General features: G+C 63.0%; 25 protein-coding genes. 13 read left to right on the top strand and 12 right to left on the bottom strand.

Features of this window, described 5'->3' with window-relative positions; translation table 11 throughout:
• Positions 1-86: 86 nt before the first annotated feature.
• From NKJ75_RS02985 to NKJ75_RS02975, 3 genes are all read right to left on the bottom strand, one after another.
• On the bottom strand, positions 87-761 hold the full coding sequence (locus tag NKJ75_RS02985) for a hypothetical protein (RefSeq protein WP_352447931.1): 675 nt from the start codon (positions 759-761) through the stop codon (positions 87-89).
• 138 nt (positions 762-899) lie between these two features.
• On the bottom strand, positions 900-1,658 hold the full coding sequence (locus tag NKJ75_RS02980) for a phage terminase large subunit family protein (protein ID WP_352499176.1): 759 nt from the start codon (positions 1,656-1,658) through the stop codon (positions 900-902).
• Between the two features lie 373 nt (positions 1,659-2,031).
• The gene (locus tag NKJ75_RS02975) at positions 2,032-2,736 is read right to left on the bottom strand and encodes a hypothetical protein (protein ID WP_156936549.1); all 705 of its coding nucleotides are present in this window, start codon (positions 2,734-2,736) and stop codon (positions 2,032-2,034) included.
• Positions 2,737-2,782: 46 nt separating this feature from the next.
• On the opposite strand from NKJ75_RS02975, the gene NKJ75_RS02970 reads away from it, so the two are divergent.
• A complete protein-coding gene (locus NKJ75_RS02970; RefSeq protein WP_023697745.1) occupies positions 2,783-3,604 on the top strand; it encodes a HEAT repeat domain-containing protein in 822 nt (273 codons plus the stop codon).
• Positions 3,605-3,937: 333 nt separating this feature from the next.
• On the opposite strand, the gene NKJ75_RS02965 is transcribed toward NKJ75_RS02970, so the two are convergent.
• From NKJ75_RS02965 to NKJ75_RS02955, 3 genes are read right to left on the bottom strand one after another with little or no spacing between them, the layout of a single operon-like run.
• On the bottom strand, positions 3,938-4,675 hold the full coding sequence (locus NKJ75_RS02965; protein ID WP_245260234.1) for a terminase large subunit domain-containing protein: 738 nt from the start codon (positions 4,673-4,675) through the stop codon (positions 3,938-3,940).
• Positions 4,575-4,961: a hypothetical protein gene (locus tag NKJ75_RS02960; protein ID WP_352499175.1), complete on the bottom strand. Its 387-nt coding sequence runs from the start codon at positions 4,959-4,961 to the stop codon at positions 4,575-4,577. The genes NKJ75_RS02965 and NKJ75_RS02960 overlap by 101 nt, the downstream gene beginning before the upstream one ends.
• Positions 4,954-5,379 carry a hypothetical protein gene (locus tag NKJ75_RS02955; protein WP_352499174.1) on the bottom strand — a complete coding sequence of 142 codons (426 nt, stop codon included), beginning with the start codon at positions 5,377-5,379 and terminating at the stop codon, positions 4,954-4,956. Before NKJ75_RS02955 ends, NKJ75_RS02960 begins: the two co-directional genes overlap by 8 nt.
• Positions 5,380-5,818: 439 nt before the next feature.
• On the opposite strand from NKJ75_RS02955, the gene NKJ75_RS02950 reads away from it, so the two are divergent.
• The 5 genes from NKJ75_RS02950 to NKJ75_RS02930 all read left to right on the top strand — a co-directional run bounded on the left by NKJ75_RS02950 (position 5,819) and on the right by NKJ75_RS02930 (position 8,347).
• Positions 5,819-6,634 (top strand): class I SAM-dependent methyltransferase, encoded by an 816-nt coding sequence (locus NKJ75_RS02950; protein ID WP_023835349.1) that lies wholly within the window; start codon positions 5,819-5,821, stop codon positions 6,632-6,634.
• Positions 6,635-6,882: 248 nt separating this feature from the next.
• Positions 6,883-7,326: a Ros/MucR family transcriptional regulator gene (locus NKJ75_RS02945; RefSeq protein ID WP_023671447.1), complete on the top strand. Its 444-nt coding sequence runs from the start codon at positions 6,883-6,885 to the stop codon at positions 7,324-7,326.
• Between the two features lie 42 nt (positions 7,327-7,368).
• Positions 7,369-7,563: a hypothetical protein gene (locus NKJ75_RS02940; protein WP_023689866.1), complete on the top strand. Its 195-nt coding sequence runs from the start codon at positions 7,369-7,371 to the stop codon at positions 7,561-7,563.
• A gap of 114 nt (positions 7,564-7,677) precedes the next feature.
• Positions 7,678-7,947, top strand: a complete 270-nt coding sequence (locus tag NKJ75_RS02935) for a hypothetical protein (RefSeq protein WP_023697755.1) — start codon at positions 7,678-7,680, stop codon at positions 7,945-7,947.
• Between the two features lie 94 nt (positions 7,948-8,041).
• Positions 8,042-8,347, top strand: coding sequence for a hypothetical protein (locus NKJ75_RS02930; RefSeq protein ID WP_023671444.1), 306 nt, complete (start codon positions 8,042-8,044; stop codon positions 8,345-8,347).
• A 22-nt stretch (positions 8,348-8,369) separates the two neighbouring features.
• On the opposite strand, the gene NKJ75_RS02925 is transcribed toward NKJ75_RS02930, so the two are convergent.
• Both NKJ75_RS02925 and NKJ75_RS02920 read right to left on the bottom strand, forming a co-directional pair.
• Positions 8,370-8,783 (bottom strand): DoxX family protein, encoded by a 414-nt coding sequence (locus NKJ75_RS02925; protein ID WP_023700688.1) that lies wholly within the window; start codon positions 8,781-8,783, stop codon positions 8,370-8,372.
• Positions 8,784-8,928: 145 nt separating this feature from the next.
• The gene (locus tag NKJ75_RS02920; protein ID WP_023671442.1) at positions 8,929-9,432 is read right to left on the bottom strand and encodes an Lrp/AsnC family transcriptional regulator; all 504 of its coding nucleotides are present in this window, start codon (positions 9,430-9,432) and stop codon (positions 8,929-8,931) included.
• An 84-nt stretch (positions 9,433-9,516) separates the two neighbouring features.
• Here NKJ75_RS02920 and NKJ75_RS02915 point away from each other — a divergent pair, with 84 nt between their 5' ends.
• The 4 genes from NKJ75_RS02915 to NKJ75_RS02900 all read left to right on the top strand — a co-directional run bounded on the left by NKJ75_RS02915 (position 9,517) and on the right by NKJ75_RS02900 (position 11,509).
• Complete coding sequence (locus NKJ75_RS02915; protein WP_023697757.1) at positions 9,517-10,074, top strand: RBBP9/YdeN family alpha/beta hydrolase; 558 nt, start codon at positions 9,517-9,519, stop codon at positions 10,072-10,074.
• Between the two features lie 83 nt (positions 10,075-10,157).
• Entirely contained in the window at positions 10,158-10,523 is a 366-nt protein-coding gene (locus NKJ75_RS02910) for a VOC family protein (RefSeq protein WP_023697758.1), read from the top strand.
• A gap of 402 nt (positions 10,524-10,925) precedes the next feature.
• On the top strand, positions 10,926-11,102 hold the full coding sequence (locus NKJ75_RS02905; RefSeq protein WP_023671438.1) for a hypothetical protein: 177 nt from the start codon (positions 10,926-10,928) through the stop codon (positions 11,100-11,102).
• A 113-nt stretch (positions 11,103-11,215) separates the two neighbouring features.
• On the top strand, positions 11,216-11,509 hold the full coding sequence (locus tag NKJ75_RS02900) for a DUF982 domain-containing protein (protein ID WP_023685943.1): 294 nt from the start codon (positions 11,216-11,218) through the stop codon (positions 11,507-11,509).
• A gap of 49 nt (positions 11,510-11,558) precedes the next feature.
• Here the strand turns inward: NKJ75_RS02900 and NKJ75_RS02895 are convergent, their stop codons facing one another.
• Positions 11,559-12,278, bottom strand: a complete 720-nt coding sequence (locus tag NKJ75_RS02895) for a Crp/Fnr family transcriptional regulator (protein WP_023671436.1) — start codon at positions 12,276-12,278, stop codon at positions 11,559-11,561.
• 282 nt (positions 12,279-12,560) lie between these two features.
• Here NKJ75_RS02895 and NKJ75_RS02890 point away from each other — a divergent pair, with 282 nt between their 5' ends.
• Positions 12,561-12,791 (top strand): DUF6894 family protein, encoded by a 231-nt coding sequence (locus NKJ75_RS02890; RefSeq protein ID WP_023671435.1) that lies wholly within the window; start codon positions 12,561-12,563, stop codon positions 12,789-12,791.
• 106 nt (positions 12,792-12,897) lie between these two features.
• Complete coding sequence (locus NKJ75_RS02885) at positions 12,898-13,398, top strand: hypothetical protein (RefSeq protein ID WP_023753171.1); 501 nt, start codon at positions 12,898-12,900, stop codon at positions 13,396-13,398.
• A gap of 37 nt (positions 13,399-13,435) precedes the next feature.
• Here NKJ75_RS02885 and NKJ75_RS02880 read toward each other — a convergent pair whose 3' ends face one another.
• The 3 genes from NKJ75_RS02880 to NKJ75_RS02870 form a co-directional block, all read right to left on the bottom strand.
• The gene (locus NKJ75_RS02880) at positions 13,436-15,550 is read right to left on the bottom strand and encodes an EAL domain-containing protein (protein ID WP_352499173.1); all 2,115 of its coding nucleotides are present in this window, start codon (positions 15,548-15,550) and stop codon (positions 13,436-13,438) included.
• A gap of 145 nt (positions 15,551-15,695) precedes the next feature.
• Entirely contained in the window at positions 15,696-16,253 is a 558-nt protein-coding gene (locus tag NKJ75_RS02875; protein WP_023693751.1) for an RNA polymerase sigma factor, read from the bottom strand.
• A gap of 151 nt (positions 16,254-16,404) precedes the next feature.
• Positions 16,405-16,794 (bottom strand): DUF427 domain-containing protein, encoded by a 390-nt coding sequence (locus NKJ75_RS02870; protein ID WP_023693752.1) that lies wholly within the window; start codon positions 16,792-16,794, stop codon positions 16,405-16,407.
• An 818-nt stretch (positions 16,795-17,612) separates the two neighbouring features.
• Here NKJ75_RS02870 and NKJ75_RS02865 point away from each other — a divergent pair.
• Positions 17,613-18,104: a Csu type fimbrial protein gene (locus tag NKJ75_RS02865; RefSeq protein ID WP_023685937.1), complete on the top strand. Its 492-nt coding sequence runs from the start codon at positions 17,613-17,615 to the stop codon at positions 18,102-18,104.
• The last annotated feature ends 11 nt before the right edge of the window (positions 18,105-18,115 follow it).

Here is an 18,115-nt window from a genome sequence, read left to right as displayed (position 1 = left end):
GATGGGTACTTGATCGATGTCGGATCGATTATGCTTAGACCTGGAGGTCGGACCATTAACGTCTGAGAATTGATCCTTGCTGTTTACTACGCTTTCAATGCTGTAGCCCCAATCCGTGTCCTTGCCGTGCTATCCCGCCACGCGGCTTCGGCCTGCAACTTGCCCTGCGGGTCGAGGCCCATCTTGTCGAGAACATCGAGGCCGCGCCGGCGAGCGGCGTTAAAAGCCACAGTGTCGTTGGGATTGCTTTGAGCGATGGCGTCAAGCTCGGCGCGCTGGACCCCGGACCATTGGTTCTGTTCATAATCCTTGCGCCGCTGGAGCTGCCGCTGCGCCATGCGCACCGCGCCTGCCATGCGCATCGCCTCCTTCTGCTTGGCAAAGTTGGCGCGTTGGCTTTCGGGCATGCTCGGCAAGACCTCGCCGAACATCTTGTCGAACAGACCGGGCTTCACCGCTCGGCCGTCATACGGGTCCAGCTGGCCGTACATGGCCTCGTGCATGCCCGCGCCGTCGGCCGGCGCCTTCGCCGCCACCTCGTCTTCGGCCAACGCGATCCGGCCGTTGAATTGGCGGCGCGCGATCTCGGCGTCGAAGGCCTCCTGTCGCTCTGTCATCTTCCGGTAGTGCTCGGCCAGTGCGGAAAGCTCGTCGCCAAAACCCTGCATGGCGCCGCCGATGGGCGACCCTTGCGGATACTGCACTGCGTTCCCCGTATCGAGCCGTCGCCGACCAACGGAGAGTGGGATGATGTGTACCATTGTTGGCTGCTCCCTGGCTTTGAACAAAGGCGCGCAGCGCTGGCGACCACAGCAGGGCCGGGCCACACGCGTTCGCCCGCCCGCCTCGCGGGCTTTGTCGGATCGAAGACTCTTGGAAAGATCGAGGGCGCTTGCCCCTCACCGAAACGCCCCCAGCGGATCACTCTGCCCGGTCGTCCGCCTTCGCGCCGCCCTGAACTCCGCCGGATCGACCACCGCTTCCCGCAGCATCATCAAGCCGTAGCGCGTCGCCGCCATCAAATCGTCGCGCAGCTTGACCACATGGCCGTCCTTGCGGTGGTAGAGGCGAAACTCCTCGAACCAGGGCAGCAAGGTCGAAAACACCTTGAAGCGGCCGGACTGCATGCGGTCGAGCATTTCCATCAGCCCGGCCTCGACCGAGACCGAGCCGTCGGCAAAGCGGGCGTGGCCGGTGAGCATGTTCAAGCCGTGGGCGGCATATTGCCTGGCGAGCGCCGTGCCCGCCCCTTCCAGCGTCTCGCGGCGGCCGTCGCGCGGCCAGGCCCAGGGCAGCCATTCGCCCCATGGCTTCAGCGCCAGCACCTGCATGGCCGGCGTCTGCTGCGAGGCCCGCGCCGCCTTGGAGATATAGACGACATCGGCCTCCGTATCCCAGGCCAGCTCGACCGCGGCCGACGGATGGTCCCAGCCGAAATCGAGCGCGCCGATCCGCGGCCAGTAGCGCGGCAGCCGGAACGGCTCGCAGGCGATCAGCTCCTCGGCAATCGGAAAGATGCGGCCGGAGCCCAGCACCGGAATGCCGCGCGCCCGCGCCTCGCGCTCATGTTCGGGATAGGCGGCGACGATCGCGGCGCGCTCGTCAGGCGAATAGTGTTCGACGTCGTCTATGGTCATGAAGGTGACGTGACGGGTCATGCAAGCATGCTCCAATAGAGTGTGGCCATTGATACCAGCGCTCATCAATGCGAAGCTGACCCAAGACTTGGGGGAACACATGATTCGGATTGCAATCGTTGTCGGCATTGCCGCCAGTGCATCGGCATGCACCAGCCAGGCGAATGTTCCTTACGATACTAGTAAAAAAATCTGCAGAACCCGTACCGATCCAGGAACAGGGTTCAAACGCGAGGTCTGCGTCCCCGACACTCCCAATCAATCCTGTATGCTCTATATATATCAGTATACCGGTCGAGAGAAAATATTGTGCGGCCCATTAACGCGCAAATCGCCAACCGCCGAAGGTCGTGCCAGGCAACTTGCCGGCACCAAATACCCCTGATTCGACTTATCAACTGGGTTTGATGCGGATCACCTTTGGCGCCTGCGCATCCATGAACATGTAGCACCTGCCAAGCAGCGCCTCTTTGCCGAGCTCATCGAACACATTCTGCCCCAGCGGCGTGATCAGCACCTCGCCCGTAGCCAGCCCATCCTGGTGGCGGGCCTCGATCTCTTGCCAATGCGCATTCGCAACGTCGGAAAGCACGACATTGAAGGCTGGATGATTGTAGCTGACCAGCACGTTGCCATCATCCATGTCGGACGGCTTCATGTCCGGGTGATAGTTGTAAATCATGGCAAGCGTCTGGATGGCGGCCATGGCTGCCGCCTCATCGGACAGGCCGGCTTCCGTCAGCACGCAGGTGCCGTTTTCAAGGATGGCAAAGTCACGGCCTCTGTCGAAGTAATAGCCGAACCGTTCCTCGATGCGATCGATGGGTTGTGAAAACGAGGGTCGCCATTTGGGCACCTGGGGCTTTGATACCTCAGCACCACCCGCCGGCGACACGACAAGCGACGACAAACCGCCTGTCAATACCTGCCGCCTGTTCATGGACTTGGTTCCTCGACAACCTGGCCACCAGTCTAGTCGCGGTTCGCGATTCCGCAACGCGCCGAAACGGGAAAGCTTCGCTCTCATCTTTTCCTTTATCGCTTTATGCGGTAGGTCTTGCCGTGCATCGGCGACATCGATGCGTCTGGGCTGGTGCATTCTGCGCGGCCTGTACTCTACGCGGGTGGGACAGCCACTCTTTGCCATGACAGATCTATTCGAGGCGATGCGCCTGTCCGCCGAGGACAGCGAGGTTGCTCATCTTTTTTTCAGCGAAGGCGGTAAGATCCTGCTGCCACTCGGCAAATCGACAAATGCCATGACAGGTCAGGAGATGCTGGAGCGGCTGCTGTCGTCCCCGCATGATGACGATGGCGCGCTTGCCAACGACCTTCTCGGCGAGCTCGGCAAGACGGTGCCGTTGGAAAGCCTTCGTCTCCTGCTGACATCTGCCAATGCTGAGACGCGAGCGGCGGGTGCGTTTATTGCCACCTTTCAAAACCAGAACATAAGTTCGATGGTGGGTGAGCTGGCCGCGCTGCTTGGGGACAGCAACCCGCGCACGCGCTTCGATGCCGTGGAGTCTATCTTGCGATGCAGTACGCGGAACGATGGTCAGCATCTCGCGCAGGCGTTGTTTGCCCTTGATGATTATCACGATGGTGTACGCATGGGAGCCGTCAAATTTGTGCGCTTTGCAAAAGACTGGCAGTTAAAGCTTGCGCGTCAGCACGCCGCGTTGCTCAGGCCGCAAACGCCGTTTTCGGCGATCGCCGATATCTCCGGGCAATGGCGAGGTGATGCATCAGGCATGATCCGTGCTATGCTCGACCATTCAGAGCCGGTAGTGCGCCGTTACGGCTTGGGGCTGGCCAGCCGGGCGAGGTTGGTCGTTGTTGACGCGTTCGTCGAATGGGCGCAGGCGTCCGCCGATCCTGAAATCAGCAAACTGGCAACCGATTGCATCGAGCACAACCAGATATCGCACCACGCCGTATGGCAATCATCATTGCCGGCAATCGCCTGAGGCACCGCTGATCTCGGGGTCAAGATAGCGACGTGACAGGACGTAGAGCCTGCCGAACTGATTCAAAGTAATGTCGTATGATGTTGTCCGCGCACGATATTTGCGCCGGGCGTGGCGGTTCTTACCTTCTCCCCTTGTGGGGTGAGAAGCGGTCCGCGTGGCGGACGAAAAGCCAATTGCTTGGCTTTTCGAGCTTCGAACGCCCTGAGCCTGCGAAGGGCCGGGTGGTGGCCGATCCAACCTGCCGGGTCCCCGCCGCTCCGCAGCGTCCCGGCGTTCGCCGGCCTTTCGTCGTGCCACTGGCACGACGAATTCGCTTCGCGAACCAGCTGCTCACCCCACAAGGGGGGAAGGGAGAACCTCCTGCGCCGTCAAGAACCGCAACACCACGTCGCTCATGCCCAGCAGCGGCGTGAACGTCACGATGGTGATGCCGCCCGTCGCGTTGGTGCGGGTCAGGCCTTCGGAATAGATATCGAGCGGCGGCTCCTCGTCGAACCAGACGCCGTGCAGGGTTTCGCCCTGCCACTTTTCGCGGCCCTTCTCATAGCTCTTGAACGAAAGCACCGATTCATCGGCCTGCACGTCGCCGCCGCCGCCCCAGCGCACCACGATGCTGTCGAGCGCGCCCGGGGCGCCGCGGCCCATCGTCGTGTGCAGGATGGCGTTGGCCGGGATCATGCCGGTGCCCCATGCCGCCTGCTGCTGCGGCGGGCCGACCAGCACGCGCTGCGGGTTGTCGCGCGTGCCCTCGCCCGTCACGCCGGCAGCCCATAGCCTGACGGGGGTGTCGAAGGTCTTGCCCTGCCACCACGCGGGGTAGCGGCCGGTGAGATGCATGGCCCATTCGGCGCCGCCGGCCCTGGTCTTGCCGAGCTGGTTGCCGGCCATGAACAGACGTTCCCGGTTCTGCGCGCCGGCGGCGTGAAACTGAGCCTGCCTGGGATAAGGCCGGTAGGCGGCAAGCTGGTTAGTCCTGTGCCTGCGGTCCAGCTCCTGCAGCAGCGCCAGATAGTGGCGGCGCGTCTTCAGGCTGGTCGCCAAACGGCCCGAGGACGGCTTCGAAGCCACGGATGCGGCGGCGGATCTCGTCATCGCTCAGGGCTTCCAGATTGTCAGATGAAACATGCAAATCCTTGGCCAGATCCTTGGGCAGCACCGATTGCACGATCTTCAGATACTGGTCGGGCTTGTCGGCCCGGACCGCGGCAATCACGCCGGCGCCATGGGCGCGGAAATCGGCGCGAACCGCGTCGAGGAAATCATCGCCAAGCGTCTTCTTCGTCCGCTTCGGCTTGGCAGCGGCGGCAGTCGCCTTGCGGCCAGGGCGCGCACGCAGCGCCGTCCGGTCAGCCATGATCCGAGATCCCGGCGGGCTCGGCGGTCGCTGCCTGCTTCGCCTGCTTTGCCGGCCTTGCCCGCTTGATCTTGCCGGACTTGATCTTGCCGGACTTGCGCCGTGCCGATTTTGGCCCTGACCGTCTTGGGGCGGCCTTGCGGGCTGCATCAGCGGCCGGCGCGTGGCGCTTTCCGGCAGACGCGGCTTTCAGGCTTGCCCTGGCGATCGCCCTTGCGTCGTGCGCGCCGCGCGGAAAGCCGAAGCCGCCGATGGCATCGACAGGACCACCGCGAACCATGCCGATCAGCACGCCCGGCACGACCGGCTCGATACGGCCGATGCGCGCCTGCGGGGCAGCGCCCTCGAACACGCCAATGGCGCTGACGACCTCGCGGCCGTCATCGTCGGTGATGATGGTGGCATAGCGGTTGGACAAGGGAGGCCTCGCGGATAAGGCAGAATGAACCGAGGATAGCGTTCCTTCACGCCCCCCTCTGTCCTGCCGGACATCTCCCCCTCAAGGGGGGAGATTGGCAGCTCCAGGGTCGCGACCAATTTGCAGCGCTGACGATTGGCGAAAGCAAGGCGGCAGTCCGATCTCCCCCTTTGAGGGGGAGATGGCCGGCAGGCCAGAGGGGGGTGCTGTCCCGCCGACATCCGATATCCGCACGTTGTGGCATCAGGAAAACAAAACCCGCCTCGTGGGCGGGTCGGTGGCGCAAATCAGCACCATGGACAAATCATAGCAAAGCTGCCCTCACCCGTCAATGCAGATAAGAAATAATTCCTACTCCAGTCAAAGCCTCGTCCTTTGGCGCCGCCAGCATTGCGCGAGGGCCGCTTCGATGGGATGCTGGGCCTCGTCGGAGAGCGCAATGAGCAATGTGACCAGTCACTATGGCAGCGGCGGCATCGTCGAGCGCATCCTGTCGGCTGTGCCGGACGCCAGGGCCGGCAGCCTCGCAGCCAAACAACTCTATCCGTTCGATCAGCTTCATGGCCGCGAGCTGATCGCCACGCAGGAGCATGCCGCGCGTCTTGCGCCCTCCGCTGGCGATCGGGTTCTGGACATCGGCAGCGGCATTGGCGGCCCGGCCCGGTTCCTTGCCGAGACCTATGGGTGCAGCGTCGACGGCGTCGACCTGACGCAGGCGTTCGTCGAGGCATCCCGCCGATTGACCGAGCTCTGCGGCCTCGGCGACAAAGTGCGTTTCCATGAGGCCGATGCGACAAGGCTGCCTTTTGCGGACGACACATTCGACGCGGCAATCTGCTTCTATGTCGGCATGAATATCGCTGACAAGGCGGCGGTCATTGGGCAAGCGTGGCGCGTGCTGAAGCCGAAAGCCAGGCTTGTCTGGACCGAGGCGGTGCTGGCGGACGGCGAGCCTTACTATCCCTTGCCTTGGGCGGTGTCGTCGGCGGCCAGCCATCTTGTCGACGGCGAGACCCTGAAGGCTGTGTTTGCTTCAGCCGGATTCCGGGTCGACGATGTCATCGACGAAACCGGCGATCACGTCGAGCTGGCGTTGAAACGGGCAAATTCCAGCATCGTGCCCTCGCCCGCCCAGCAGCAGGCCAATGAGATCGTGCTCGGCGCCGAGTTCGTGCATCGGCGAAAAAACTACATAAGCAGCCTGAGCGAGGGAAAACTCGCGTCACTGGCCGTCATCGCTTCCAAGCCGGCCTGAAAAACAAAACCCGCCTCGGCGGCGGGTCGGCGGCGCAAATCAGCACCATGAACAAATCATAGCATAGCTGCCCTCACCGGTCAAGATATGTCAGGAAAGAATTCCTACATCGACATCGATCGGAGACTCGGCGATGCTAGCGCTACCACATCCGGCGTCAAGTCATATGCATATGTTCTAAAGTGCCATGCCGTCGGCGGATGTTGTCTGATAATTTGCCCTTTGGCATCAAGGGGGCAAAAGAAGCCATGTCTGAGGACAAAATCCGAAATATAAATCTGACCGCCGACATCGTCGCGGCATTCGTGCGCAACAATTCAGTGCCTCCGGATAGCCTGCCGGCGTTGATCGAGAGCGTCAATGCAGCGCTCGCGGCCGTGGACAATCCCGTTGCTCCGCCGCAACCTGCGCCTGAGCCCGCGGTCAACCGCAAGCGCTCGGTAACGCCGAATTTCATTTACTGCCTCGAGGATGGCAAGAAGTTCAGGTCGCTGCGGCGTCATCTCGGCTCCGCCCATGGCATGACGCCGGAAGCCTATCGCGCCAAATGGGACCTGCCCGGCGACTATCCGATGACGGCGCCCAGCTACGCCGCCAAGCGATCGGAGCTGGCAAAGGAGTTCGGGCTCGGCATCAGGACACCCGAGGCGCCGGCCGCCAAGGCGCCGGCCAAGAGCAAGACCAAGGCGTAAAGGCACGCCCCCTCCGTGCCGTACGCCTGCTGGAGGACGATCGTGGTGGCCGGAGAGCCCAATGACGTTCGCGTGGAACGTGTCGACCGCCGCCAATGGGCGGTGCTGGTTGCCGAGAATGGCACGGTGACCCAGCATCTGTTCATGGCCCAGGAAGCGGCCGAGGAGTTTGCCGACGGCGAGCGGACAAGGCTCGGCCTTCCCGCCAGGCCGCCGGCGGCGGATCCGCTGGCCTGAACAGTCCTTCAACCGGCTGCAGGATACAAGACGCAGCCTTCGACAGGCCGTCTAGCGACTGGTCATTAGCTGGCTCTTATGGAATCATTCCACTCCAACTCGGGGGAGAGCGGGATGGACAAACCAGCCATGGCATCCGTGTTCAGGATGCGGCAAGCGCCAGCCACTGTTTCGGGCGTTCGCAGCGTCGGCCAAGGCCAGGCCGATCCGGTCATCGGCAGAAGGCCGCTCGGCGAGGCGATCCGCTTCGTCATCGACGCCCATCCCCATTACGACATCAGCGGCGTTTCGATCGCCTATGGCGACGGCTCGGCCCCGCGCCTCGGCAGCCGGGAGGTCAAGGCGCTGTGGGCCGAATATGGCCGCCGCTGGATGGAAGAGTAGCGCAGGCCATCGGCCGACGCCTATCGCTTGCATCCCCGTCCGGATCGTAACAGCGGCTCATGCGTTGAGCGTGAGCCAAATGGGAGCAACAGCCATGAACGTCGCCAATCTGCAACTCGAAGGCCTGCTGATGGCCGTCGCCTCGATCAATCAGGTGCTGGTGCGCAAGGGTCTGCTCACGGTGGAGGATATCGACATTGCGCTGCGCAAGGCCGAGGCCATCGAAACCGGCGAGGAGCGGTCCGACGGCATGTCGGAGTCCAACCGCGACGCCGTCAACTTTCCGATCCGACTGCTGGAACTGGCCAATCAATGCCAGCCGGAGGCGGACATGCCGTCCTTCTCGAAACTGGCCCGCATGGTCGGTCAGATGAAGGAACCCTACAACGACCAGATGTGAGGCGGTCTGCCGACGCGGGGCCTCACCCTCGGCCAATCTTCGAGGCCAGCACGCTGCCCGGTCCATGCACGGCGGCGAACAGCAGGCCGGCGGCGAACGGGAAATGGGACATGAAGGCGCCGAACTCGGCCTGGTTGCCGGTCCAGTGCGACGGACCGTGGAAGGCAAAGCCGAGGAAGACCACGTAGACGGCGGCGACCAGGGCGGCCGGCGTGAAGAACGCTCCGGTCAGCAAGGCGATCACCAGCAGCGTTTCGAGGATCGCGGCGCACCAGGCCAGAAACAGCGGGAACGGGAAGCCGGCGGCGGCGATGTAGCCGGCGGTCATGTTCATATCCATGAACTTGAAGGCTGCTCCCATCGCGAACATGGCGGCCAAGGTCAGGCGGGCGATGAGAATGGCCGCGGTCTGCCACGGCGATTGAACGGCTTCCATGATGTGCTCCAAAGGTTTGCAACGGGTTTCGCCCCAAGGACGGGCGCCACGCCGCCGATCCTACACCAGCCCGCGAAATTCTTTCGCGGCAAAGCCGGACCTCGCAAAAGGAGGCGCTTGCAATCCTCTTGCCGCGCGTGGCCGCTCAGAGCTTCGCCATCAGCTCCCGCCCCAACCGTTTCGGCGGCTCGGCGCGCAGCACCACATTGGTCGTCACCGCGCCGTAGCGGCCGATGGCATCGACGATGCTTTCGAGGTCGGGCGGCGACGGCACGACCACCTTGACCAGAAAACAATCCTCGCCGGTCACCCGCAGCACCTCGACCACTTCCGGCATGGCCGCGAATTTCTTCAGGCAGGTCTGGATGTGCTCATGCGTGGTGCGCAGGCGGATCATGGCCATGGTGCCGAGACCGAGGGCGGTGGGATCGATCGCGGCCCGGTAGCCGGCGATGATGCCGCGCTCCTCCAGCCGCTTCACCCGCTCCGACGTCGCGGGCTGGGACAGGCCGACGCGGCGGCCGAGTTCGGAAATGCCGATGCGGCCATCCTCCTGCATGATCTCGATGATTGCCATGTCGGTGGGGTCGAGCCGTGGCCGGTAATCGCCGTTTGCCATGAACACCTTCAATCCATCGGAATTCTTCATCGCTTTCCGATGATCTCTCATTCCGCGAACAAGGAGAAGCCCTAGGATTGGGACATCATCTGCGGCGAAGAAACAGGATTTTCCATGACCGACTTCATCATTCTGCCGGGCAGCGGCGGATCGGGCGAGGCCCACTGGCAGACACGCTGGCAACAGGCCGACCCGGCGATGCGCCGCTTCAGCCCGGCAAGCTGGGAGCTGCCGGATTTCGACGACTGGGTGGCGGCGCTGGACGTCGCGGTGTCACAGGCACAGACCCCGCCGGTGCTCGTCGCCCACAGTCTCAGCTGCCTGCTGGTCGCGCATTGGCAGGCGGTGTCGAGCCGTCGGATCGGCGGGGCGTTTCTGGTTGCGGTTCCCGACCCGGCCTCGCCGGTCTATCCCGCTTACGGAATTCCCTTCGCCGATACGCCGCGCGGGCCGCTTCGCTTCCCCTCGCTGATCGTGGCCAGCACCGACGATCCCTATGATCCGAACGGCTATGCCGGTGAGAAAGCCACACAATGGGGCAGCGAACTGCACATCGCCGGGCCGCTTGGTCACATCAACAGCAATAGCGGGCTGGGCGACTGGCCGGCGGGAATGGAGCTGCTGACGGCCTTCGTGAGAGACAGACAGGCCGACCACGCAATCGCACCGTAGGCGCCCGAAGCGTGCGCGCGGGCTTGCCCCGACTTGTCCCGCCAGCTATCTCTCGGGAGGGGCGTTTGTGAGGGAGCCTGCGAATGGTGTCCGTCCGATATCTGGTCCGCGATGTCGATCTGTCCATCGCGTTTTATACGAGCTATCTGGGCTTCGCGCTGAAGCAGCAATTCGGTCCGGCGATGGCCATCCTGACGCGCGGCGACCTCTCGCTCTGGCTCGCCGGTCCCTTGGCGTCGGCAGCCAGGCCGATGCCGGACGGCCGGACACCCGAGCCGGGCGGATGGAACCGCTTCGTGCTCGAGGTCGAGCAATTGCCGTCAATCGTGACTAAGATGGTCGAGGCCGGCGTGCGGTTCCGCAACCAGATCGTCGAAGGTCCGGGCGGGCGACAGATTCTTTGTGAAGACCCGTCCGGCAACGTGATCGAGCTGTTCGAGCCCAGCTAGACTTCGGCCGTCGCCTCGGATTCGGCGCCGGGCTTTGCCTGGCCTTCCCACTGCCGCTCCGCCTCTGCTTTACGCTTCGGACAATCCTCGTAGTCATGCTCTCGCGAACCGCAATAGGAGCAGCATTTTGCCGGCGTGTCGGTTCGAAGCATTGTGGCCATGCACAAGAATGCACGAAAATTCATCCGGTTGCAGCAGCGTCCGCGACGTCGCTGCTGGGATGCGTGACCGCCAGCCTGGCACCGCCCTCAATAGCCGCCGCCGAGGATCGGCAGAATCTCGGCGGCAGACATTGCGCGCGGCGCGTATTCGTCCGGCCTATATCAAAGTTAAATGCGGATGCTGGGCGTGAGGTGGTAGGTGATCGCGATGGGGGGACTCTCAACGCGCTCGAGGTGTCCCATGGACGTTCGAAATCTGATTGCCAAATTGTCAGCCGCGGTATTGCACCGCCGCGCCGCGTCTTCGCCGATACTGTTCAGGCCGATCCGCAACTCGCTCGCCGACATCCCGTTGAAGCCGGCGCCGCGGCCGCCTTATCGTCCGCATCGGCCGATCTGGCCGGCAAGCAACATGTAGCTCGCCGGGCTGCAACCAGTTTGTGATTTCCTCGTTTATGGCGATCCCGTTTTCAAGGAGGCAAGTGATGAGATCGATCCGGGCGAGGCGCGAATGGTTTGGATGGTGAGCGCATGAGCCGTTTTCTGCCCCTGACGATCAGATTCGTGGACGGCAGCGCGATGACGGTGTCGTCGATCGCCGACGCCAGGAGGGCGCTAGGCGGAACATGGAAGAACAAGCAGACGGCGGCCTACAAGGCGGCCGACAGGCTGGTGGATGACGCGTTGAACGGCATTTGCCGCCCGGACATCGCCTTTGCCGCTTTCCAGAATGCCGCCGCCCAACAAGGCTTGCTGAAGCCGGCGAAGCCAAGTGCCGCCCTTGCCATGCTCGACGAATTGGCGTCGCTGGATGGGCATCGTTGAAAGACCGGCTGACGGATTGCCTGCGATGTCATGGCGAACGCCGGATAGCCTATCTCGGCTCGCGGTTCATGCTGAGATAAGTCGGGTCGAACTCGGCGATTTCCACCAGCTGCTGCCAGTCCAGAATGGTCACCATGTAATTTGCCCAGCCGATCACACCGATCTTGCGCAGCGCGCCGATGACCCGGTTCATGTGGACGACCGAAAGCCCAAGCACATCGGCCAGTTCCGCCTGCGACAGGGGAAGCCGGAAACTCATGCCGTTGGTCTGCTTGACGACCTGGAGCCGCACGAACAGCTCGCACACAAGATGCGCCAGATGCGAAGTCTTGGACCGCCGGCCCATGGCCACGATCCATTCCCGATGGATGGCGCCATCGACGAGCGTGTCCAGCCAAAGCAAGCGGCTGAGATGAGGTGCCTGTTCGGTGATCGTCCTTAGCCGACTGTGGTCGGCGGCGATCACCCGGCATGGCGACAAAGCTATAATGCCATGGTCCATTGTCTTGAGCAGGAAGGCGTGCAAATCGACAAAATCGCCTGGCACCTGCAACGAGGTGAACTGGCGCCCGCCATCCTCCAGCACTTTGTAGCGCGCCGCCAGACCCTCGATGATGAGCGTGCTGTAGCCTGGCCTCGATCCCTCGGAAACGATGTCCTGACCGGTGGCAAAATCCATCTCGATGGTCATGGCGGCGGCCAGCAGCCCCTTTTCCTGCTCGGACAAAGCGTCATGCTGGCCAAGGTTGAGATAAAGCGGTTCTAGCATCGAGGATCCAGTTCGAGATTTCGTGGACATTCGTGGCCTAGCCAAACGCCGGAGATCGGGTGCGGTTGCAATCGGCCGGCACGGCGACGGCTCCTGGCAGGAAATCTGCTCAGGACACAGTCGCATGGAACCATGGGTGCGGGTTGGGATTTAATCCATGTCGCTCAAAAATGGCCCCGATTTGAGACAACGACATGCATAAAAACACAGACCTGAAGCGCGTCGCCTGCGCCTTTCAACCGCGACGCGCTTTAGCGTTCTCCAGCAGGGATCCTTGCACACATGGAACGGTTCTACTTCGACTTGTACAACGCCGAGACCCAGATTGACGAAGAGGGGCAGCTTTTTCCCAGCCGGGAGCGCGCGGGAGCCGAAGCGCTGCGCATATTGCACGATGTGGCGCGCGACGAGATACCGGAGGGCGACCACCGGCGGATCACCGTCAAGATGCTGAACGAGAACAGGGAGCAGATATTCGAAGCGTCGCTGACAATGGCGTCGCTGTGGAGTTGAACTCGTCGACCCTGTCGAGGACTGTATGGAACCTCTTGCCCTCCCCTCTGTTTCCTAAGGAGGGGCCAGCGGCAGAAGCTGCACGGCTGATTGACTGGAGGCATCTATGTCCTTGCAAAAGCTTCATCCCGAGCAGGTCGACGACACACGCAGGCTTGCCTATTCGACCTTTGCCCCGGCGCTGATCGGTTGGCTCACCAAGCGTCTGGCGCGGTGTCAGGGCGTCAAGGAGCTGGGCGCCCTGGAAAAGTCGCTCATCCGCCTGATCGAAGACTCCGATGTCGATGGGCCGCAAGCCGAGGCGATGAAAGAGTTCGCCATCGAGCTGGTGGTGTCGACGATATCGGAAGCCCGCGCTCACCCCGACACCAAGAGCGATGTCGAAGCCGTTGGCGAGCGCCGCGCCGAAGGCCGCTCCGAGAACCCGCAGACGCTCGAGGAGCAGTTGCAATCAGGCCTCGAAGACAGTTTTCCGGCCAGCGATCCGCCCGCCGTCGTCTCGACCGCCATTTCCGGCGGCTCGAAGGACCTTGTCGGTACAGATGAGGTGTTGCGCCGCAAGAAAGAGGCGGCGCAGCGAAAGCAGGAAAAGGCCGACGCCGGTTAGCCGGACAAGTCGCGCGAGCCCGAGGCGATGAGAGCCGTCAGCCGAAGCGCTTTTCCGGCGACTGTCCGCTGGCCGGTGACTGTTCGCCGGCCCGCGCGACGATCGCCTCGAGCGGCTCCGGCCGGTGAAGCAGAAAACCCTGGCCATAGGCCACGCCCATGCCGCGCAGAATGTCGAGCGCTTCCTGCTGCTCGATCTTTTCGGCCACCACCGCGCAGCCGAGACTTTTGGCGATGCCCGCTATGGCCGAGACGATCTCGCGGTCGAAACGGCTTTCCGCGATATTCTCGATGAACGAGCCGTCGATCTTGATCTGATCGACCGGAAAGCGCCGCAAATATTCGAACGAGCTCATGCCGGCGCCGAAATCGTCGAGGCTGACGCGGCATTGCCGCTCGCGCGCCTTGCGCACGAACTGCTCGGCGGCGTCGAAATTGGTGACGGCCGCGGTCTCGGTGATCTCGAAGCCGATGCCGGAATGCGGCGCCCCGGTCTCGGCGATGACGGCGTCGACGAAATCCCACAGCAGCGGATCGCTCAGCGTCTGCGCCGACAGATTGAAGCCGAGCATGATGGCGCCTGACCGCATCGCCTTGCCATGCTGCGAAAGCGCTGTCCTGATGATCCAGCGGTCCAGCCGCGAGGCAATGCCGAAGCGCTCGGCGACCGGAATGAATTCGCTGGGCGGGATCAGCTTGCCATTGCGCCCGGCAAGCCGCGCCAGCACCTCGACATGGCGGCTCTCCTTCCAGGGCTGGCCGAGCAGATGGATCTCCTGGCCGAACAGTTTCAGCCGCCCGTCATCCATGGCGTCGACCGTGTCGGCGGCGACACGCGCCGCGTTGAGGCCGCCGGAGCCCGACGCCGCATCGGCCGAAAACACCGCGAAGCGATTGCGCCCGGCCGCCTTGGCGGCATAGCAGGCGTCGTCTGCGCAGGCCAACGCATCGGCAACCGTGGTGGTGGTGTCCTCGACGAAGGCGATGCCGATGCTGGCCGCGAGTTTTCGCGAGGTCGCCGGCAGTCCGAGGTCGGCGTCACGGACCGCCGCAAGAATCGCGCCGGCCAGCGCCTCGGCCTTGGCCGATTGGCAATTGGGCACCAGCAGCGCGAACTCGTCGCCGCCGAGGCGCGCGGCACGCGCCGATGCCGGCAGGCAGCCCAGAATACCGGCGGCGACACCCCTCAGCGCCAGGTCGCCGGCGGCGTGGCCGGCAAAGTCGTTGAGCGCCTTGAAGTAGTCGAGATCGACATAGAACACCGCCAGCGGCAAAGCCCGCTCGGTGGCGATATGCACGGCCAGCAGCCGGTCGAAGGCGGCACGGTTCAACAGGCCGGTCAGCGCATCGTGGTGAGCGGCGTAGGCGAGTTCCCGCTCGCGCTTCTTGTCCTCGGTGATGTCGCGCACGGTGCCGAGAATCTGGCCCGCCGTCTCGGGCGCCGCGATGAAGCGCACCAGCGATTCGACATGGCGGATTTCGCCGTCGCGCCTGACGATGCGGTATTGCGCGGCGACGACGCCGTCGGTCGAAAGCGGCGCCAGATGGGCGCGCTCTGCGGCATCCTTGTCGTCGGGGTGCAGATAGGAATGCCAAAGGTCGGCGGCCACCTCGTCGGTGTCGGCGACCAGGCCGAATATCTCCCTGGTGCGGGCGTCCCAATAGCTCTTGTTGGCGTCGATATCGTGATGCCAGATGCCGGTGCCGCTGGCCGCCAGCGCCAGGCGAAAGCGCACATTGACCCGCTCCAGTTCGGCTTCCGCCTCTTTCTGCCGGCTGATGTCGGTCTGCACGCCCATCAGCCTGACCGGCCTGCCCGTCTCGTCACGCTCGACAATGCCGCCGCGGTCCAGCACCCAGATCCAGTGGCCGTCCTTGTGCTTGAGGCGTAGCTCGGTCTCGATCGAGGCGGTCAGGCCGGAAATGTGCCGCTCTCCGCTGGCCAGCGCCCGCTGGCGGTCGTCGGGATGCGTCAGCTTCAGCCAGAGGTCGTCGCTGTTGGCAAGCTCGCCATCCTCATAACCCAGCATGTGCGACCAGGTCGGCGAATAGAAACAGTCGCCGCTCAAAATATCCCAGTCCCATACGCCGAGATGAGCGCGTTCGAGCGCAAGCGCCCAGAATTCGCCGTTGCGTATTTTCTCTTCAGCCATGCCCTGGTTTCGCTCACTCCGTCGCCGCCACTATGCACGCAAGCAGAGAAGAAAGCGTTACCGGGTGCGCCGCGCCCACAGTGCGGACAAGGCCTGCAATCGTGCCGGACCATGCCGTAAGGCGTCATCATGCGATTGGGGCTCGTCATGCCATTGGCGCCCTGATTGGAACCGCCCTGCCCGGGCCTGGCTCGACGATCCTTATCGCGCGGCGGCGCGCATTGTCCTCGAGCAGGCCGCGCAGTTCCTCACGGCCGCGCGCGATGCGCGACATCAGCGTGCCGGCCGGCACGCCGAGCATCTCGGCGGCCTCGGCATAGGAGAAGCCCTCGATGGCGACCATGGTCAGCGCGGCACGGCGGTCGGGGCTGATCGCCTGCAGCGCGTCGATGATCTCGCGGGCCGCGACATTCTCCAGCTGGTCGGCGGGAGAGGCCTGCACCTCGCCGGCCTCCAGCGGCAGCATCGAGGCCTCGCCTCGCCGGTTCACCTTGCGCATCTGGTCGATGAACAGATGATGCATGATCGTGAACAGCCATTTTCGCGGGCTCTCTCCCGTCTGCCAGTTGTCCAGCCGCAGCAGCGCCCGCTCCAGGCAGTCCTGGACGAGATCGTCGGCGGAATCGCGGTCGCGCAGCAGCGAGCGCGCATAGCGGCGCAGGCGCGGGATTTCGTCGAGAATTGCTCTCTGCTTTTCGTCCATGACCTTTTGTCTTCGTTTCGGCATGCCGTTGCCGCAAAACCGCTGCGCCCCCGGGTGAGGACAGCTTTGGCTGATCTGAAAAATTCCTCTGTTCATGCCTGTCGTCGGCTCCAAAAACGCTGGGCACTTTTGGGCGACAGGCATGACGCGCTCAGCGCGGCGCGGCGTCGATGGTGACCCGGTGTGGGTAGAAGGCACCGTGGTCGCGAATTTCAGTCATCTCGTCGAAAGGCTGCTCATAGGCCCACATCGCGTCGTTGCCGGTTTCACCCGCCGGCAGCACGTTCCAGTAGCTGGCGTCACCCTTGTAGGGGCACAGCGTCGACCGCTCCGTCTTCTTGAGCTTGCGGAAGTCGATGTCCTCGAACGGGATGTAGAAGGAGAAGGGATGGGGCGGCTCGGTCACCATTTTGGCTTTTGCCGAGGAAGCGATGATGGTGCCGTTTGCAAACACGACGACACGCCCGGTGAAGGGCTCGACGGTGATCACCTTGCCCGGATTGCGCCTGAAGCCGGGTGACGGGTTCGCATGCTGATCCATGACTGCTCTCCTTGTCCGCTGGTGGTTCGATGCCGGTCGACGGCGTCAGCTCTCACTGGTCACTGATGGGCCGGCGACAGCGGTCACACGCGACAGCTTCTGGCGCTTTTCGAGCTGTGGCTTTTCATAGGTCTTCTTCATCGTTCTTCCTTTTCTGACGTCTGGCAGCCGGTCCGCGCGGCTGCCGGTCGTGGATCATGGCTCCAAGGGACAACAGGCGCATCTCCCGTCCGGCCGATGCGCCGCCGAAGGAAATCCGGGCCAGCGTGGCAAGAACGATTCGCATGTGTTTCGCCGCGATCCGACGGCGGTGGATTTATCTCAGCCGGGACGGCCATGCTTGGGCCGGGCGGAACACGGTTTTGGCGAATGCGGCCCTGTCAGCACGACCGCAAGGCTTGGACAGGCGCGAACAGCTACCGGCGCGGCTATGGCGATGGCTGCTTGGCGCCGGTGCACGCCGCGAAATATCGATAATAAAGGACGACAGGTGAGACTCTACAAAATCAAGATGATTTGCCAGATATTTCGCCTTTTCGGCACGAGAAGCAAAATAAATTTTCGACAGACAAACTTTCACTTCGGAAAAATGTCCATTTCATCTCTGTTAACCAAATATTAACCAAAATTATCCGATACATACCGAAGTTATTCGCTGTCGCAATCCGAATCTAAGTTGTAATAATCATTGCACAGTTCGCTTATGACATTACTGTATCGTTGATGTCTTGCGAAGCATGCAACGGAGGAGCTGTAGGAGTGAAATCCGGGTCAAGACTGTGTTGCGAGGAACGGTCTGCCCGACGGAGGAAACACGCATGAGATTGCTGAAATATGCGCTGCTGGCGGGAGCGTCGCTGCTTCCCATCCTGCCCGCGATCGCCGCGACCGCGACGGGCAGCATGAATGTCCGCATCACGATTACCGACGAATGCAAGGTGCAGACGGCGAGCGATCTCGATTTCGGCTCGCACGGTGTCATTGATGCGAATGTCGACCAGACCAGCACCATCAACGTGCAATGCACGACCGGCAAGTCCTACAATGTTGGTCTGAGCGCCGGAGCGGGCGCGGGCGCAACGGTTGCTGTTCGCAAGATGACCGGGCCGGCGTCGGCGACGATCGACTACACCATCTACAGGGAAAGCACCCGGACGCAGCTTTGGGGCACCACGATCCCCACCGACACGGTCGGCGGAACCGGCAACGGCGCCATTCAGCCGCTGACGGTCTACGGGCGTGTTCCACCGCAGACGACACCGGCGGCGGGCCTCTACACCGACACCGTTGCGATCACCATAACGTACTGACAATCGATACC

Source organism: Mesorhizobium sp. M0058 (genome assembly GCF_040323095.1).
In the GTDB taxonomy this organism is placed as follows: domain Bacteria; phylum Pseudomonadota; class Alphaproteobacteria; order Rhizobiales; family Rhizobiaceae; genus Mesorhizobium.
Note: the sequence above shows the minus strand (reverse complement) of the source record. Positions and strands in the feature narration are given on the sequence as shown.

Bases quoted from the DNA above. Each gene is read 5' to 3' on its own strand.
- NKJ75_RS02890 (WP_023671435.1), top strand. From the start codon at position 12,561: ATGGAACGGTTCTACTTCGACTTGTACAACGCCGAGACCCAGATTGAC.
- NKJ75_RS02970 (WP_023697745.1), top strand. From the start codon at position 2,783: ATGACAGATCTATTCGAGGCGATGCGCCTGTCCGCCGAGGACAGCGAG.
- NKJ75_RS02985 (WP_352447931.1), bottom strand. From the start codon at position 761: ATGGTACACATCATCCCACTCTCCGTTGGTCGGCGACGGCTCGATACG.
- NKJ75_RS02960 (WP_352499175.1), bottom strand. From the start codon at position 4,961: ATGGCTGACCGGACGGCGCTGCGTGCGCGCCCTGGCCGCAAGGCGACT.
- NKJ75_RS02945 (WP_023671447.1), top strand. From the start codon at position 6,883: ATGTCTGAGGACAAAATCCGAAATATAAATCTGACCGCCGACATCGTC.
- NKJ75_RS02885 (WP_023753171.1), top strand. From the start codon at position 12,898: ATGTCCTTGCAAAAGCTTCATCCCGAGCAGGTCGACGACACACGCAGG.
- NKJ75_RS02895 (WP_023671436.1), bottom strand. From the start codon at position 12,278: ATGCTAGAACCGCTTTATCTCAACCTTGGCCAGCATGACGCTTTGTCC.
- NKJ75_RS02925 (WP_023700688.1), bottom strand. From the start codon at position 8,783: ATGGAAGCCGTTCAATCGCCGTGGCAGACCGCGGCCATTCTCATCGCC.
- NKJ75_RS02900 (WP_023685943.1), top strand. From the start codon at position 11,216: ATGAGCCGTTTTCTGCCCCTGACGATCAGATTCGTGGACGGCAGCGCG.
- NKJ75_RS02865 (WP_023685937.1), top strand. From the start codon at position 17,613: ATGAGATTGCTGAAATATGCGCTGCTGGCGGGAGCGTCGCTGCTTCCC.
- NKJ75_RS02875 (WP_023693751.1), bottom strand. From the start codon at position 16,253: ATGGACGAAAAGCAGAGAGCAATTCTCGACGAAATCCCGCGCCTGCGC.
- NKJ75_RS02930 (WP_023671444.1), top strand. From the start codon at position 8,042: ATGAACGTCGCCAATCTGCAACTCGAAGGCCTGCTGATGGCCGTCGCC.
- NKJ75_RS02975 (WP_156936549.1), bottom strand. From the start codon at position 2,736: ATGCACCAGCCCAGACGCATCGATGTCGCCGATGCACGGCAAGACCTA.
- NKJ75_RS02950 (WP_023835349.1), top strand. From the start codon at position 5,819: ATGAGCAATGTGACCAGTCACTATGGCAGCGGCGGCATCGTCGAGCGC.
- NKJ75_RS02905 (WP_023671438.1), top strand. From the start codon at position 10,926: ATGGACGTTCGAAATCTGATTGCCAAATTGTCAGCCGCGGTATTGCAC.
- NKJ75_RS02880 (WP_352499173.1), bottom strand. From the start codon at position 15,550: ATGGCTGAAGAGAAAATACGCAACGGCGAATTCTGGGCGCTTGCGCTC.
- NKJ75_RS02870 (WP_023693752.1), bottom strand. From the start codon at position 16,794: ATGGATCAGCATGCGAACCCGTCACCCGGCTTCAGGCGCAATCCGGGC.
- NKJ75_RS02920 (WP_023671442.1), bottom strand. From the start codon at position 9,432: ATGAAGAATTCCGATGGATTGAAGGTGTTCATGGCAAACGGCGATTAC.
- NKJ75_RS02935 (WP_023697755.1), top strand. From the start codon at position 7,678: ATGGACAAACCAGCCATGGCATCCGTGTTCAGGATGCGGCAAGCGCCA.
- NKJ75_RS02910 (WP_023697758.1), top strand. From the start codon at position 10,158: ATGGTGTCCGTCCGATATCTGGTCCGCGATGTCGATCTGTCCATCGCG.
- NKJ75_RS02915 (WP_023697757.1), top strand. From the start codon at position 9,517: ATGACCGACTTCATCATTCTGCCGGGCAGCGGCGGATCGGGCGAGGCC.
- NKJ75_RS02980 (WP_352499176.1), bottom strand. From the start codon at position 1,658: ATGACCCGTCACGTCACCTTCATGACCATAGACGACGTCGAACACTAT.